14 protein-coding genes are annotated in these 17,260 nt (G+C 44.4%); all 14 read left to right on the forward strand.

What is annotated here, in order from left to right; all coding sequences use genetic code 11:
* Positions 1–106: 106 nt before the first annotated feature.
* Positions 107–1,165, forward strand: a complete 1,059-nt coding sequence (locus NI465_RS04100; RefSeq protein ID WP_004644949.1) for a pilus assembly protein PilM — start codon at positions 107–109, stop codon at positions 1,163–1,165.
* Complete coding sequence (locus tag NI465_RS04105; protein WP_004281141.1) at positions 1,165–1,803, forward strand: PilN domain-containing protein; 639 nt, start codon at positions 1,165–1,167, stop codon at positions 1,801–1,803. The genes NI465_RS04100 and NI465_RS04105 overlap by 1 nt, the downstream gene beginning before the upstream one ends.
* Positions 1,800–2,522, forward strand: coding sequence for a type IV pilus inner membrane component PilO (locus tag NI465_RS04110; RefSeq protein ID WP_180086805.1), 723 nt, complete (start codon positions 1,800–1,802; stop codon positions 2,520–2,522). Before NI465_RS04105 ends, NI465_RS04110 begins: the two co-directional genes overlap by 4 nt.
* Positions 2,522–3,049, forward strand: coding sequence for a pilus assembly protein PilP (locus NI465_RS04115; protein ID WP_004732447.1), 528 nt, complete (start codon positions 2,522–2,524; stop codon positions 3,047–3,049). The genes NI465_RS04110 and NI465_RS04115 overlap by 1 nt, the downstream gene beginning before the upstream one ends.
* A 62-nt stretch (positions 3,050–3,111) precedes the next feature.
* Positions 3,112–5,247 carry a type IV pilus secretin PilQ gene (locus NI465_RS04120; RefSeq protein WP_373687388.1) on the forward strand — a complete coding sequence of 712 codons (2,136 nt, stop codon included), beginning with the start codon at positions 3,112–3,114 and terminating at the stop codon, positions 5,245–5,247.
* A 36-nt stretch (positions 5,248–5,283) separates the two neighbouring features.
* A complete protein-coding gene (aroK, locus tag NI465_RS04125; RefSeq protein ID WP_005101380.1) occupies positions 5,284–5,820 on the forward strand; it encodes a shikimate kinase AroK in 537 nt (178 codons plus the stop codon).
* A gap of 28 nt (positions 5,821–5,848) precedes the next feature.
* Positions 5,849–6,928 (forward strand): 3-dehydroquinate synthase, encoded by a 1,080-nt coding sequence (gene aroB, locus NI465_RS04130; RefSeq protein ID WP_184412764.1) that lies wholly within the window; start codon positions 5,849–5,851, stop codon positions 6,926–6,928.
* Positions 6,929–6,938: 10 nt separating this feature from the next.
* Positions 6,939–7,817, forward strand: a complete 879-nt coding sequence (locus NI465_RS04135; protein ID WP_004732438.1) for a hypothetical protein — start codon at positions 6,939–6,941, stop codon at positions 7,815–7,817.
* Between the two features lie 449 nt (positions 7,818–8,266).
* Positions 8,267–12,742: a glutamate synthase large subunit gene (gltB, locus tag NI465_RS04140; protein ID WP_253144475.1), complete on the forward strand. Its 4,476-nt coding sequence runs from the start codon at positions 8,267–8,269 to the stop codon at positions 12,740–12,742.
* A gap of 72 nt (positions 12,743–12,814) precedes the next feature.
* The gene (locus tag NI465_RS04145) at positions 12,815–14,236 is read left to right on the forward strand and encodes an FAD-dependent oxidoreductase (RefSeq protein WP_180086809.1); all 1,422 of its coding nucleotides are present in this window, start codon (positions 12,815–12,817) and stop codon (positions 14,234–14,236) included.
* 182 nt (positions 14,237–14,418) lie between these two features.
* The gene (locus tag NI465_RS04150; protein ID WP_160240905.1) at positions 14,419–15,009 is read left to right on the forward strand and encodes a LemA family protein; all 591 of its coding nucleotides are present in this window, start codon (positions 14,419–14,421) and stop codon (positions 15,007–15,009) included.
* Between the two features lie 29 nt (positions 15,010–15,038).
* Complete coding sequence (locus tag NI465_RS04155; RefSeq protein ID WP_253144414.1) at positions 15,039–16,079, forward strand: TPM domain-containing protein; 1,041 nt, start codon at positions 15,039–15,041, stop codon at positions 16,077–16,079.
* Entirely contained in the window at positions 16,073–16,633 is a 561-nt protein-coding gene (locus NI465_RS04160; RefSeq protein ID WP_180086811.1) for a TPM domain-containing protein, read from the forward strand. Before NI465_RS04155 ends, NI465_RS04160 begins: the two co-directional genes overlap by 7 nt.
* A gap of 211 nt (positions 16,634–16,844) precedes the next feature.
* The gene (locus NI465_RS16820; protein ID WP_180086812.1) at positions 16,845–17,225 is read left to right on the forward strand and encodes a prepilin-type N-terminal cleavage/methylation domain-containing protein; all 381 of its coding nucleotides are present in this window, start codon (positions 16,845–16,847) and stop codon (positions 17,223–17,225) included.
* The last annotated feature ends 35 nt before the right edge of the window (positions 17,226–17,260 follow it).

Here is a 17,260-nt window from a genome sequence, read left to right on the forward strand (position 1 = left end):
GATATCCATATTGTTAGATGAGTTATTGTATCTATATAAAATTATAGACTGGACCAATTGGTAAGTTAGATTGAATTGGGGACAAAAAAATAATAGGAAGTATATTGTGCGCAGGTTATATCGTAAACCAAATAAGGGGTTAATAGGAGTCGATATTAGTTCGACTTCTGTTAAGGTTTTAGAACTTTCTGTAAAAAGTGGCCGTTACTGGGTAGAGAGCTATGCTTTGATCCCATTATCGGAAAACAGTGTTGTTGAAAAAAACATCTTAAACCCAGAAGCTGTCGCTGATGCCCTTGGGCGTGCAATTAATTTGGGTAATACCCAGTCGAATCAGGCCGCTTTTGCGATTCCAACTTCAATGGTCATCACCAAAATCATTGAGATGGATGCAGACATGTCGGATGATGAACGTGAAGTTCAGATTCGTGAAGATGCGGAACAATATATTCCTTTTCCACTCGATGAAGCGAGTCTGGACTTTGAAGTTCTGCCAGACCGCCTTTCCAATCCGAACCGGGTCAATGTGCTGCTGGTCGCGACACGGATCGAAAATGTCGAAGCACGTTCTGAAGTTTTAGAGATTAGCAGTCTAACGCCTAAGATTGCAGATGTAGAAAGTTTTGCGCTGGAAAATGCCTTTAAGGTATTTTCGGACACTTTGCCGATGGGGGTCAATACGGTTGGTATTTTAGACATTGGTCATAGTATGACGACCTTGTCGGTGATGCAGAACAACAAGATTATTTATACCCGTGAGCAGGTGTTTGGTGGCAAGCAATTGACTCAGGAAATTCAGAATCGTTATGGATTGTCTTTTGAAGAAGCTGGACGTGCTAAAAAAACCCGTGCCTTGCCGGATGATTATGATATTGAAGTGCTAGAACCATTTCTGGATGCCGTCGTACAACAGGCAGCCCGTTCATTGCAGTTCTTCTTTTCATCTTCTCAGTTTAATGAGATTGACCATATTTTACTGGCCGGCGGGAATGCCAATATTCCAGGTCTGGCAAAATTATTACAACAAAAACTCGGTTACCGTGTCACGATCGCGAATCCATTTTTGCAAATGGGCTTTTCTCCTCAAATTGATATTAAAAAAATTGAAAATGACGCGTCATCACTCATGGTTGCATGCGGTTTGGCATTAAGGAGTTTTGATTAATGGCAAGAATTAACTTACTTCCTTGGCGTGATGAGCTAAGAATTAAAAGAAATAATGAATTCGTGGCAATCTGCGTGGGGGCGCTGTTCTTAGGATTAGCAGCAGCAGGTTCTACCTGGTTTTATTATGATCACAAGCTTCAGGATCAGGAACAGGCCAATCAGCTGATTCAAAGTACCAACCAGAATCTGGATGTGCAGTTAAAGGCGCTTGAAGGTTTACAAGAACAGCGTAATGCAATTGTTGAACGGATGAAACTGATTCAGGGCCTACAAACCCAACGTCCGATTGCAGTGCATCTGATTGATGAAATTGTGCGGGTGACCCCAAGCAATATGTATATCACCAAATTCCAGCGTATCGGTGATAAGTTTACCATTGAAGGTCGAGCTGAGAGTCCAAATACGGTAGCAGAACTGCTCCGTAATCTGGAAGCTTCATCTTGGTATCGGAATGCCTTTATGAATGCCTTCCTGGTGGCTGAAGAAGCAAAAGAAAAGGCACCGAGCTCGATTATTCCACGTGTGGAAGAATCTTATGGCAGTTTTACTGTAACTGTGGATCTGGATCAGATCGCTCAGCCAGTACTTAACGAAGAACAACAAGCAGTCGCTACAACTACGGGGGCATCATCATGAGTAATGAAGAATTCGATGAGTTCGGCCAAGATGTCGTCGCTGTACCCAAAAATAAAATGACTGTTGAAAAGTTTTTTCAGCAATTCAATACATTAGATCCAAATAACTATGGAAGTTGGCCTTTATCGGTCAAAATTACCTGCTGGATTTTTATTGCCGCGCTGGCATTTGCGGTGATTTATTTTGTCATGATCAGAAGCACGATTGAATCGATTTCACAAGCCAGTGCTCAAGAACAAAACCTGCTGAATGAATTCCGTGAAAAAGAATCCAAATTACGCAACTTACAACAATATCAAATCCAGCTTCAGGAAATGGAAGCCCGTTTTAACCAGCAGTTAGAACAGTTGCCGAAAGAAACTGAAATTCCAGGTCTGGTTGAAGATATTAACCTGAGCGGTGTGAATTCAGGCCTGAAGTTTAAAAATATTCGTCTAGAGCCTGAAATTAAACAAGAATTCTTTATTGAACAGCCGATTGCAATTGAAGCGACTGGGGATTATCACGCTTTTGGCTCTTTTGTCAGCAGTATTGCCGGCTTGTCGCGTATTGTAACGCTGCATGATTTCACCATTACCGGTACTGAAAATAAAGAGAAAAAATCTGAAATTCCAGTCATTGATTATGTGGTAAAAGCCAAAACTTACCGTTATGTCGGTAATGCTGAAGGTGCTGCAGCACAGCCTGAAGCTAATAGTACTACTCAGGGGGCGCAGTAATGAAGAACATTAAAATTACTTCAGCTTTAACACTTGGGTTTTTATTGTTGGGATGCGATTCACGCATTGATGCAGTCAATCAGGAAATGGCTAATATTCGTAATCAGCCACCTTTGCCAATTGAACCGGCTCCTGATTTTATGCCAGTTGAAACCTTCAACTATGCAGCACATCAGATCAAAAGCCCTTTTTTACCAAGCTCTCTGGCTGCTGAACTGAAAATTATGGCGGGGAAACGGGTTTATCCAAACCTATCACGTCAACTGCAACCGCTAGAAAGTTATCCGCTCGAAACATTGACCATGAAAGGCAGTATGCGCAATCAGGCAGGACAAATTCTGGCTTTAATCCAGACGCCTGATGGTGAGGTTGAGCGGATTCAACGTGGTAGCTATATGGGACTTAATCATGGTCGTGTGGTTGGAATTACACCAACACAAATCGATTTGATTGAGATTATTCCAGATGGCCGTGAGGGATATGTGGAACGTCCGCGAAGTTTGGTTCTTATCGGGCCGGCGCCATAAGTTTTAAAGGAATAACAATGAATAAGAGTATTAAAGAATTTATTTTTGGGGATGTTAATACAATGAATCGTGTGTTTCGTCAGTTTTCCATGGGTGCTGTTGCGATTGCGGTGATGCAAGCGGCTAGTGCACAGGTTTCAATGACCAATGTAGTACCCATGCAGCTTCCTGGACAAGGAACTGAGATTCGGGTGATGTTCAATGGTTTGCCACCACAACCACAGGCCTACCAATTAGAATCACCGTCACGTTTAATTCTGGACTTTGACAAGGCACAACAGAATTTAAAACAAAGCAGTATTCCGGTGGCAACACGTGAAGCCAGTTCAGTGGATGTCACTTCGGATGCTCAGCGGGCACGTCTGACGGTAAACTTGACCGAGGCAGGAGCCTTTACGACTCGCGTGGAAGGTAATACCTTTATTCTTAAAATTAACTCGGCAACTCCTGTAGCCATAGCTCAACCTGTGCAGCAACAGTCAGCTCAGGGTATCAGTAATATTGGTTTCCAGCGCGGTGCGCAAGGTGAAGGCCAGGTCGTTATTGATCTGCTAGGAAATAATACTCCTGTTGATGTACAGCAGCAGGGTACCAAGGTTATTGTGCGCACTTTAGGTTCCAAGATTCCGGCTCATTTGACCCGTCGTCTAAATGTAAATGATTTTGCTACACCAGTTTCCAGTGTCGATGCCGTGAATCAAAATGGTTCTGGCGTGATTACGATTCAGTCTGCGGAAAGTTATGAATATATGGCTTACCAGACTGATAACAAGCTGACCATCAGTTTGAAACGTCCGGAAGCCAAGAGCCCATTACGTCCTAAAACAGTTGCTTATTCGGGTAAGAAAATTTCTTTAGATTTCCAGGATATTGAAGTCCGTCGTGTTTTACAGCTCTTGGCCGATTTTACCGATATCAATATGGTGGCCGCAGACAGTGTACAAGGCAATATTACTTTGCGCTTAAAAGAAGTGCCATGGGATCAGGCGCTGGATATCGTACTGAAAACCAAAAATCTGGATAAACGCCGCAATGGTAATGTGATCTGGATAGCACCAGTTGCAGAACTGATCAAGGCTGAAGAAGAAGAAGCTAAGGCTATTAAGCAGAGTGTTGCACTTGCTCCGATCCAAACTGAATATATGCAGCTGAGTTATGCTAAAGCCGCTGATATTGAGAAACTGATTACGCAGAATAAATCTGCACAAAACTCAACTAACTCGTCAAACAATTCCTCTAATACCGCGAATAGTGAAGATAAAGAAAGTTTATTAAGTTCGCGTGGATCTATTTCAATGGATACACGAACTAATACCATTATTGTGAATGATACTCAGCCTTTTATCGATAAAATCCGCAATATGGTAGACTTACTGGATGTGCAGGTGAAGCAGGTTATGGTTGAAGCGCGTATTGTGCGGGCAACGACTGATTTTACCAAAGAGATGGGGGTGAAATGGGGGATTCTGTCTCAAGGGGTTACAAATAATAATCATCTTCTTGTCGGTGGTAGCGATACAACCTTATGGGATTTAAGAACCCCTGAGTTGGATGAAGAATTGGGTGGATGGAAGTATGACATCCAAAGACCAGATAATCTAAATGTGGACTTGGGTGTAACTAGTCCAGGTGCCAGCCGTATTGCCTTTGGTTTGATCAGCCTTTCTGATTTTATGTTGGATCTTGAGCTTTCTGCACTTCAGGCAGATGGCTATGGTGAGGTGATTTCTACACCTAAAGTACTCACTGCGGATAAGCAGAAAGCAACTGTTGCCTCTGGTTCTCAAATTCCGTATCAGTCAGCAGAGGGTGGTGGTGCGAATGCAGTATCTACTACGGAATTTATTGATGCTACGCTAAGTCTGGATGTCACCCCAAGCATTACGCCAGATGGCAAAGTACAGATGGAACTCAATATTACCAGTAACTCACCGGGTAATCCGACACCGACTGGACAGTTGACTATTAACAAAAACCAGATCACTACCAATGTTTTAGTAGATAATGGTGAAACCGTGGTTCTGGGCGGTATTTTTGAGCAGGAAACCCGTAATGGACAAACCAAGGTACCATTTTTGGGGGATATTCCTTATGTAGGGCGTTTATTCCGTAAAGATTTAAAGTCGGATAACAAGCGTGAGCTTCTGATTTTCGTTACACCTCGAATTGTTAATGACAGTGTTTCAAGAAATCATTAATATATTTTGAATTTAACAAAACGAATAGGTGACTCCTTGCCAAGCAAAGAGTTTGAAACCCTACCAAATATTTATTTGGTAGGGCCGATGGGGGCCGGTAAAACAACAGTAGGACGACATCTCGCAGAATTGTTAGGACGTGAATTTCTAGACAGTGATCATGAAATTGAACGTAAAACAGGAGCGACCATTCCCTGGATTTTTGAAAAAGAAGGGGAGCAGGGGTTTCGTGACCGTGAAACTGCTGTCATTAATGACCTTACCTCACGTCCCCATCTGGTTTTAGCCACTGGTGGTGGGGCCATTACTCAGACCTTAAATCGGGATTATCTGAAACAGCGCGGAATTGTTGTCTATCTCTATACGCCGGTTGAAATTCAACTGCAACGTACCTATCGCGATAAAAACCGTCCCCTCCTCCAAGTCGAAAATCCGGAACAAAAGTTACGGGATTTATTGGCAGTCCGTGATCCCTTGTATCGGGAAGTGGCGCATCATATTATTGAGACCAATCAGGGTGCTGCACGAGATCTGGCGCAACGGATTCTCAATCTCATTACTTCTAAAAACTAAGTTCATTGAATAAAGTGGTTAATCAAGCATGCAAACCTTATATGTAGAACTCGGAGAACGTCGTTACCCTATTTTTATCGGGAGCGATCTGGATCCACAGGCCTTATTGGCACCCTATATTCATGGCAAGCAAGTAATGATTGTGAGCAATACTACGGTTGCACCACTTTATTTGCAGCGTTATCAAACGGCGATTGAGGCTCTAGACAAACGTGTTGCGACCTGCATTCTGCCTGATGGTGAAAAATATAAGGATAGCCAGCATCTGAACCTGATTTTTGATGCACTGCTTGAAGCCAGGTTTAATCGGGACTGTACTGTGCTTGCGTTGGGTGGGGGTGTGATTGGAGATATGGCCGGATTTGCTTCGGCCTGTTTCCAGCGCGGAGTGTATTTTATTCAGGTACCGACGACCTTGCTGTCGCAAGTAGATTCAAGTGTTGGTGGAAAAACCGGGATCAATCATCCACTCGGTAAAAACATGATTGGCGCTTTCCAGCAACCTCAAGTGGTACTGGCGGATATGTCGCAGCTTGCTACTTTGCCTGATCGAGAGCTTTCAGCAGGTTTGGCTGAAGTGATTAAATATGCGCTGCTAGGCGATGAGTCATTTCTGGTCTGGCTTGAAGATAATATGGATGCTCTGGCCGCTCGAGATGAACAGTTGCTTGCTGAAGCCGTTTACCGTTCCTGTGCGCATAAGGCGCGGATTGTAGCCAATGATGAGAAGGAGCAGGGGGAACGTGCTTTACTCAATTTAGGTCATACTTTTGGGCATGCGATTGAATCCTACCTGGGGTATGGTGTCTGGCTACATGGCGAGGCTGTTGCCACCGGTATGGTGATAGCTGCGGATCTGTCACAGCGTATGGGCTGGATTTCTCAAGAAGATTTAGAACGTACAAAAAAAATCATTTCTCGTGCCAAACTTCCTGTGGTTTGTCCTAAAATCCCTCTGGATGATTTTCTGGCCTATATGGCCCATGACAAAAAAGTCTTAAATGGACAATTGCGTCTGGTGTTATTAAAGCAATTAGGCGAAGCAGTGATTACCCGAGACTTTGATCTCGAGTTAATGAAACAGGCAATTTTAGCCAGTCAGGCATAGGTTTAGTTTTATGGCAGCATTACATACTCCTTGGCAAAAGATTCAGCATTATTTCTGGCTGGTCTGTGGTGTATGCTGCCTATTTGCTGCCTTAGTTTTTTGGGCGGTGACTGATTCAGATGATGTCGTCGAAATTGAAAAAAAGCCTGAAACTGAAGTTCAGTTGCAGATTCAACCAGAAAAAGTCGCCACAATGACCCATCTTGGTGCACTTTTTCAGGAAGTGAAACCACTGGACCTAAATACGCGTACCGTCGTGAATGCCAGTCATGAGCCGGAATTCCGTGGTACCAAATTTGTCAATGAAGCGAAAAACCAGCACGCCATTGAATTATTTCGTGTGACCAATGAAGCCATTTTAAAAAGTTTTCTTAAAAAACAGTCCGATCGTAAACCTTTTATTTATTTAAGAATCTCGGGTGAAAATCAGCCAGAACAGTATGTATTGTTATATGGTCAATATAAGACGGCGGCGCAAGCCAATCAGGCTTTATCTACACTGAAGTTAAATTTACCGGCCTCAGTCAAGCCTGAAGTTGTAGCAATGCAGCAATATGTTAGTCTGGTCAATAATCTGGGTTCAGAGGAATTGGCTAGTAATCAAAAGCTTTACGAAATTCGTTTGAAAAATGTGCCTTTGCCGAAAGTAGATGAATCGGTACGACTTAGACAGCAGCAAACCCAAACTGAGTCCAAGCCGCGTAGCTCTGATGCTGCGACTACCAGTACCACAATTGTGCGCCGTGATTCATCGGGAAATGTAGTTGATGTGCAGAAATCTGAAAGTGCTGTAGAAGGTACACCTCAACCACAAAATAACAATAATCGACCTGCTCAGGGCAGTAATCCGCATCCTCAAAATAACGAGATTAGTGATCCATTTAATTAGTTCGGTCTAAAATAGCGCATCCAAAAAATTACAGAATTAAAAATGAGCGCTTTTGGTGCAAAAAATGCACATTAAAATTAACCCTTAGTGTGCTGTTCTGCGCTAAATCTTTGTCATCTGTATTGTTTTAATTTATGCGCTGTTTGTTGGCATGGAATTTGCTTTATTGGTGCATGAATTGAATTAATCTCCCTGTTTTAGCGCGAAAAATGATTCGATGACACCGTATGAATGTCATATTTATTCCAGATTTTTATGTTATTCATGAGCAGAATAAACTTTATTTGTTATGCATTTAGTCTAAAAAAGGACTAGTCTGAAGAAATAAAGAAAAATGCTTTTGCTCTACCAAGACGGTCTTCGAAAGTCCATTAGACGCCAGCGCAGAGAAAAATTTAGATTGTTTAATAGCCTGTTGAGGCTTCGTGAAAGAAGGGTACGCTATGCACATGCCATCGCCTAACAATGTAGCTCCCGCTCAAGGTTTATACCAACCGGATGAGTTTAAAGATAACTGTGGTTTCGGTTTGATCGCCCATATGCAGGGTGATGCTAGCCATGATCTCGTCAAGACCGCGATTCATAGTTTGAGTTGTATGACCCATCGTGGTGGTATTGCCGCGGATGGCAAAACCGGGGATGGTTGTGGCTTGCTCTTGGCGATGCCGAAGAAATTTTTCCGTGAAGAAGCAAAACGCTTAAGTGATACCACTTTAAGTGAAGTGTTTGCTGTGGGGTCGGTGTTTCTAAATCTTGATCCGGCACTTGCTGCACATGCCAAACAGGTTTTAAACAAAGAGATTGAAGCTGAAGGTTTAATCGTTTTGGCTTGGCGCGTGATTCCGACCAATGTCGATGCATTGGGTGAAATTGCATTGCAATCGATGCCGGCATTTGAACAGATTATTGTTAACTGTCCAATGGGTGTGACTGAGGTTGAATTTAACCGTAAGTTATTCCTGGCACGCCGTCGTGCAGAACAACTGTTGGTGAATGATACGTCTTTCTATGTCACTACTTTGTGCTCAACGGTGATCAGCTATAAAGGCTTGATGATGCCGGAAGCGATTGCAGATTTTTATACAGATCTGGCTGATCCACGTTTGGAATCACATATTGTGGTCTTCCATCAGCGCTTCTCGACCAATACCTTGCCACGCTGGCCTTTGGCACAACCGTTCCGTTACCTGGCACACAATGGTGAAATCAATACCATTACTGCGAATCGTAACTGGGCCATGGCGCGTGTACCAAAATTTGAAAATCCGTTATTACCGGGTTTAACTGAACTGAATCCAATTGTGAACCGTACCGGTTCAGATTCTTCAAGCCTGGATAACATGCTGGAGATTCTGGTTGGCGGTGGCATGGATCTGTTCCGTGCACTCCGTATGCTGGTTCCGCCTGCCTGGCAGAACGTGGAAACACTTGATGCTGATCTTCGTGCTTTCTATGAATTCAACTCAAAACATATGGAAGCTTGGGACGGTCCGGCTGGTCTGGTGATTCAGGATGGTCGTCATGCGATCTGTATGCTGGATCGCAACGGTCTGCGTCCTGCGCGTTGGGTGATTACCAAAAATGGCTATATCACGTTGGCGTCTGAAATTGGCGTATGGGGTTACCAACCTGAAGATGTGATTTCTAAAGGCCGTGTCGGCCCAGGCCAGATGCTGGTCATCGACACGCAGACTGGCAAGGTACTGGATACGCAAGATGTCAATAATCATCTGAAGCGTATGCGTCCATACCGTGAATGGTTACGTGAAAATTCTGTGCGTTTGCAAGGTAGTCCAGAGCTGGAAGAATATTTATGTGATCAAGGCTTAAAAGGCAATGGCCTGAAAGCGGCACAAAAAATGTTCATGGTGACCTTTGAAGAGCGTGACCAGTTGTTGCGTCCGATTGCTGAAAGCGGTCAGGAAGCTGTAGGCTCAATGGGTGATGATACCCCAATGGCGGTATTGTCACGTCAGGTGCGTCATGTGTCGGATTATTTCCGCCAGCAGTTTGCACAAGTGACCAACCCGCCAATCGATCCGTTACGTGAATCGATTGTGATGTCACTGGAAACCTGTTTGGGTCGTGAGCAAAACGTCTTTGAACAAGGGCCTGAACATGCAGACCGCTTGATCATTTCCAGCCCTGTGCTGTCTAATTCGAAAATGCATCAGATCCGTACCTTGGGTCGTGCCGGTTACGAAATCGCAGATATCGACCTGAACTATGCTGAAACCGAAGGTCTGGAAGCAGCCATTGCGCGTATTTGTGAAGAATCTGCACAAGCCATTCGTGATGGTAAAACCTTATTGGTGCTTTCAGACAAAAAAATCCGTGAAGGCTACTTGCCAGCCAATGCTTTCATGATCACCGGCGCGGTGCATCATCACCTGATCAATACTGGTTTGCGTACAGATGCCAACCTGATTATTGAAACCGGTTTTGCTCGTGATCCACATCAGTTTGCAGTGTTACTTGGCTTTGGTGCGACAGCCATCTACCCATACCTGGCTTATGACGTGATCAATGATCTGGTCGCGAAAGGCGAATTATTGGGTGACCCAATCTATGCACAAAACAATTTCCGTAAGGGGATTGAAAAAGGTCTGCTGAAAGTCCTGTCTAAAATGGGTATTTCTACGGTTGCTTCTTATCGTGGTGGTCAGTTGTTTGAAGCAGTGGGTTTATCTAATGAAGTGGTGGATAAATGCTTCATCGGTGTGCCAAGCCGTATTCAGGGTGCCACTTTTGTCGATCTTGAAAATGACCAGAAACAGTTGGCGGATATTGCCTGGAAAAACCGTAAACCAATTGATCAGGGCGGCTTGCTGAAATTTGTATTCGGCAAGGAATACCATGCCTTTAACCCGGATGTAATCAACTCGCTACATAAAGCAGTACGTTCGGGTAATTATGCAGACTTTAAAGAATATGCAGAACTGGTGAACAACCGTCCGATCGCAACGATCCGTGACTTATTTAAACTGAAAACAGACAACTCGATTCCAGTCGAACAAGTGGAATCTGTGGAAGAGATCCTACCTCGCTTTGACTCTGCCGGCATGTCTTTGGGTGCATTGTCGCCTGAAGCGCACGAAGCGATTGCGATTGCCATGAATACGATTGGCGGTCGTTCAAACTCGGGTGAGGGCGGTGAAGATCCAGCGCGTTACGGCACTATCCGTAACTCGAAAATCAAACAAATTGCATCGGGCCGTTTTGGTGTAACGCCTGCTTATTTAACATCAGCAGAAGTTCTCCAGATTAAAGTCGCGCAAGGTGCAAAACCAGGTGAAGGTGGTCAGTTGCCGGGTGGTAAAGTGAATGGTCTCATTGCCCGTTTACGTTACTCTGTACCGGGTGTTACCCTGATTTCGCCACCTCCGCATCACGACATCTATTCAATTGAAGATTTATCACAGTTGATCTTTGATTTAAAACAGGTTAACCCACAGGCGATGGTGTCAGTTAAGCTGGTTTCTGAACCAGGTGTCGGTACGATTGCGGCAGGTGTGGCGAAAGCGTATGCCGATTTCATTACCATTTCTGGTTATGATGGTGGTACAGCGGCTTCTCCACTTTCTTCAATTCATCATGCAGGTTCACCGTGGGAACTGGGGCTTTCTGAGGCGCATCAGGCCCTTCGTGTGAATGACCTGCGTGGTAAAGTTCGCGTACAGACAGATGGCGGTCTGAAAACCGGTCTGGATGTTGTCAAAGCAGCAATTTTGGGTGCAGAAAGCTTCGGCTTTGGTTCAACCCCAATGATTGCATTAGGTTGTAAATACCTGCGTATCTGTCACCTGAATAACTGTGCAACCGGTGTCGCAACCCAGCAAGACCATTTACGTCAAGAGCATTATATTGGCGAGCCACAAATGCTGATTAACTTCTTCACTTTTATTGCTGAAGAAACCCGTGAATGGTTGGCGGCACTCGGTGTATCGAGTCTGAAAGACCTGATTGGCCGTACGGATCTGCTGGAAGTCTTGCCAGGTGAAACTGCAAAGCATGCACACCTTGATTTAAGCAAACTGCTAGAGTCGCATCCGGCAGCTGAAGGTAAAGCACAGTACTGTGAAGTTCAGGGCAATGCACCGTTTGATAAAGGTATTCTGGCAGAGAAAATGGTAGATGAGATTCTACCTGCCATCGAAGCAGGAACTGGCGGTGAATATAGCTTTACGATTGGTAACTGTGACCGTTCGATTGGTGCCCGTCTGTCTGGTGAAATTGCGAAACGTTATGGCAACCTGAGTATGGAAGCCCATCCGGTGAAAGTTCACCTGAATGGTACTGCAGGCCAGTCACTGGGTGTCTGGAATGCCGGTGGTTTGCATATCAGCCTGGAAGGTGATGCCAATGACTATGTCGGTAAAGGTATGGCCGGTGGTCGCATCTCGATCTTCCCGCCAAAAGGTTCGCCATTCCAGACGCAAAATACCGCGATTATTGGGAATACTTGTCTGTATGGTGCGACTGGCGGTAAGTTATATGCAGCGGGTACAGCGGGCGAGCGTTTCGCGGTGCGTAACTCGGGTGCATTTGCCGTGATTGAAGGTGCAGGTGATCACTGCTGTGAATATATGACCGGTGGTATTGTGACAGTGCTGGGTAAGGTTGGGCATAACTTCGGTGCAGGTATGACGGGTGGTTTTGCTTATGTACTTGATCTGGATAATGACTTCGTTGATCATTATAACCACGAGCTGATTGAGCTGAATCGTATTTCTACGGAAGCGATGGAAGAGCATAAAGCCTTCCTGGGTCGTATCCTGGATGAACATATTAAAGAAACGGGTAGTGCTTGGGCGTACAAGATCCGCCATGAGTTTGACTTCTACAGCCGCAAGTTCTGGTTGGTAAAACCAAAAGCAGCCAATTTGCAAACGCTGTTAAAAACAACTCAAGCTGATCCACAATAATTCCACTACTGCAGAAACATAGGCAGATGTAAGGCAACTGTGAACCCCTTACATCTCCCCACGGAGAGAGACATGGCAGAACGCCTGAATAATGACTTTCAATTCCTGGATGTCGCACGCCAAGACCCAGAGAAAAAAGAGATTGATGTCCGCAAAGCAGAATTTGTGGAAATTTATAAGCCTTATACAGCGGAAATTGCAGCCAATCAGACACATCGCTGTCTAGGCTGTGGTAATCCGTATTGTGAGTGGAAATGTCCGGTACATAACTATATTCCAAACTGGTTAAAACTGGTGTCTGAAGGCCGGTTGTTCCAGGCCGCTGAACTGTGTCATCAGACCAATACCTTGCCGGAAGTCTGTGGCCGTGTCTGTCCACAAGACCGCCTGTGTGAAGGGGCGTGTACCCTGAACGACGGTTTCGGTGCAGTGACGATCGGGAATGCAGAAAAATATATCAACGATACCGCCTTTGCATTGGGCTGGCGTCCAGATATGTCCAATGTGCAATGGACCAATAAGAAAGTCGCAATCATAGGTGCAGGTCCTGCCGGACTTGGCTGTGCAGATATTCTGGTGCGTAACGGGGTAAAACCTGTGGTCTTTGACAAACGTCCAGAAATCGGTGGTTTGCTAACTTTTGGTATTCCAGAATTCAAAATGGAAAAAGACGTAATGAAACGCCGTCGTGAAATTTTCACGGGTATGGGGGTGGAATTCCGTCTGAATACTGAGATTGGTACAGATGTGACCATCGACCAGTTACTTGCAGATTATGATGCGGTATTCATGGGCATGGGCACCTATACTTATATGAAAGGTGGTTTTGCCGGTGAAGATCTGGATGGTGTGTATGATGCACTGGATTTCCTGATTGCGAATGTCAATCGTTGTCAGGGCTGGGAAAAAGATCCGGCTGAATACATCAGTGTTGAAGGCAAAAAAGTCATCGTTTTAGGCGGTGGTGATACGGCTATGGACTGTAACCGTACTTCGATCCGTCAAGGTGCTGAATCGGTCGTCTGTGCCTATCGTCGTGATGAAGAAAACATGCCAGGTTCACGCCGTGAAGTGCAAAATGCACGTGAAGAAGGGGTGAATTTCCAGTTTAACCGTCAGCCGATCGAAGTTGTTGGTGAAAATGGTAAAGTGACCGGTGTGAAATTTATTACTACTCAGCTAGGTGAGCCGGACAGTCGTGGTCGCCGTAGTCCAGAGCCGATTCCGGGTTCAGAAGAAATTCTTCCAGCGGATGCAGTCCTGCTTGCTTTTGGTTTCCGTACCAGCCCAGCAGACTGGTTTACCGATGTAGAAATCAATCTGGACGGTTCAGGTCGTGTCGTTGCCGCTGAGCAGCAACAATACAAATTCCAGACTTCGAATCCAAAAATCTTTGCTGGTGGTGACATGGTTCGTGGTTCTGATCTGGTGGTAACTGCAATCTGGGAAGGCCGTCAGGCAGCTGAAGGTATTCTGGATTATCTAGATGTTTAACAGTTGAAAATTCACTGAAATCATTCAAACAACCCGCTACGGCGGGTTTTTTATTTTTGGATATTGTCTAACTTAAGAGAGGCCATTAAAAAAGATTATAAAAAGTAACAAAACTTTAGAAAATACTGTTTAAAATCAAATTAATTATATAAATTTTAATAAAGAATTGAGGACAAGATATCATGCGTGTATTCAAACAATCTCTTATCGCCTTGATGCTGGCCAGTACCTTGACCCTGAGTGGTTGTGGTTATAATACCTTACAAGTCAAAGATGAAGCAGTAACGGCAGCCTGGTCTGAAGTTCAGAACCAGTATCAGCGTCGTGCCGATCTGGTGCCAAATCTGGTGAATGTCGTAAAAGGTTATGCCGCGCACGAAGAGCAGGTGCTCACAGAAGTCACTCAGGCACGTGCCAATGTAGCAGGCCTCAAAGTCGATCAGGAAGTACTGGAAAATCCTGAATTATTCCAGCGTTATCAGGAAGCACAGTCGCAAATGACCAGTGCTTTGTCACGTTTATTGGCGGTCACTGAAAACTATCCAGACCTGAAAGCCAATCAGCAGTTCCGTGATTTACAGGTGCAGCTGGAAGGTACAGAAAATAGGATTGCTGTGGCACGTAATCGTTATATCACCACAGTTCAGGACTTTAATAGCTACGCACGTCAGTTCCCGCAGGTCATGACGGCAAAAGTAATTGGTATGGATACCAAACCAAACTTCAGTGCCGAGCAAAGTGCTCAGAAAGCTCCAACGGTGTCTTTTGAATAAGTAATATCTGTAGATAAGTGAGAGATCAGATGCCTGAAATACTGCTGAAATACTGTGCTGGGTTGCTCCTCATATTGGGTATGGGGCTAACAACACCTGCTTCAGCAGAAACAGCCACAGCTACGGATACTGAAGAAGTCATCGTGGCGCGTGAAATCTTACAGCCTAAAACTGGTCAAAATGCTCCAGTTCAAGAAACTGGGGCTACAGCAGCGTCGCAGCCACAAATTGCCAATGATATGACAGAAGGGCAGTTGCAGCGGGACTTACCAAGTCTGAACGAACCGGTCATTGATCAGGCAAATTTACTCAGTCCCACTGAAAAACAGCAACTCAATCAGCGTATTCTGAAACTTTATAATGAAGGCAAAGGGCAAATAGGTGTGGTCATTGTTCCAACCACAGGGCAGGAAGATATTTTTGATTACTCTATGCGTGTCGCTGAGGCCTGGCAGCTTGGCTCGGCTAAACGTGATAATGGTTTATTGATGACCATTGCCATCAATGATCGCCGCATTCAGATTTTGACCGGTTATGGTCTGGAAGGCGTATTGCCTGATATTGTGGCAGGGCGGATTATCAATGACAAGATCACGCCGTATTTTAAACAGGGCCAATATGCGCAAGGGATCGACTCAGGACTGGCTGAAATAGAACGGATTTTAAATCTTGATCCTGAAATTGCAGCACAGGCAGCAGATGAACTGAAAGAACGTCAGGAACAGGCTTATCAGGCACAAAAAGCCAGTAAGGCGACGTTCAGTAGCGTACTGTTTATTATTGTTGCTGGGGTCGTCGGCTCCATGATTTTTGGCAGAAAACTCAGTGCTGCGACTGCCGCAGTTGCAGGCACAGCTGCCGGTCTGGTCAATGGCATGGGTTTAATTGCCAGTTTTATGATTGGTGCCGGGGTGTTCTTTTTACTGGTCACCTCGCTTGCGCAACTGATTTTACATGCCTTTATGGCAGGTGGTGGCCGTGGCGGCAGTGGTCGTGGTGGTTTTGGGGGCGGCGGCTTCGGCGGTGGCGGTGGTGGATTTGGTGGGGGAGGAGCATCAGGCTCATGGTAACAACGACAGATACGACAGAAATTGTCACGCGGCCGAAGTTGGAAGAACATGCACAGCCGAGTCTTAAGCGCTGGCTCAAGCATTTCTTCTATATGCCGGCAACCAAACGTTTTTTTTCCAAGCAGGATCAGCATGCGATTGCAGTGGCAGTGGAAGAAGCCGAGCATGGACATGTGGGGGAAATTCAGGTGGTGATTGAAGGCTGTCTGCCTTCGCGATCTGCTTATTATCAAGATACGCTTTGTCGGGCCCGACAGTTATTTGCTGAAATTGGAGTTTGGGATACTGAATATAATAGTGGGGTACTGCTCTATTTGAATCTGTGCGAGCATAAGGTTGAAATTGTGATTGATCGGGGAATTAAGAATGCAACGACCCAGCAAGTCTGGGATGAAATCTGTCAAAGCATCATTCAAAATCTGGCTCAACAGGAGTTTACAGAAGGTGTCATTGAAGGTGTAAAGCAGATTGGAGAAGTATTGGATCAATACTATGATCGGAAAATAGATGATTTAGAAGATGAATTAGGGAATAAACCGATAATTCTGGGGTGATTTTAGTTAACTAACTGACAAAATTTGTCAGTTAGTTACACAAAATAAAACATAAGGATTACAAAAATAAAAATATTTTTTTAAAGTGCTGTTTTTTCTCTCAATTTTATTATAATAAAACTTGGCACACTTAGTGCTAAATATAAAATTAAGCTAAATGAGCTTTTTCTTTAGGCTTATAAATGAACAATAAACATTTGTGGAGAATGTTATGAATGCTCAAAAAGGTTTTACATTAATTGAATTAATGATCGTTGTTGCGATCATTGGTATTTTGGCTGCAATCGCGATTCCTGCTTATCAAAATTACTCTAAGAAATCCTCTCAGAATGCATGTTTAGCAGAAGTAAAAGCTTATGCAAATACTGTTTATACAGATATTAATGACCCTAACGTTAGTGCTGCTTCCGCTTTGACTACGGCTAAAGCGGCTTCAGCACCTGTTGGAGCATGTGCATCAGTTACTATCACTGGCGATATCGCAGCTCCTATAGTTGAGGGTGTAATTAAAAATCCATTAGACTCGACTAAGCCTAAAGTTAAGTGTGAACTAGCAAATAATGTTAAATGTACGGCTGGCGTAGCAGCATAAAAAATGAAAAAAACCACACTATTAACTAGTGTGGT

It is taken from the genome of Acinetobacter lwoffii (assembly GCF_024129855.1).
GTDB classification, from domain to species: domain Bacteria; phylum Pseudomonadota; class Gammaproteobacteria; order Pseudomonadales; family Moraxellaceae; genus Acinetobacter; species Acinetobacter lwoffii_L.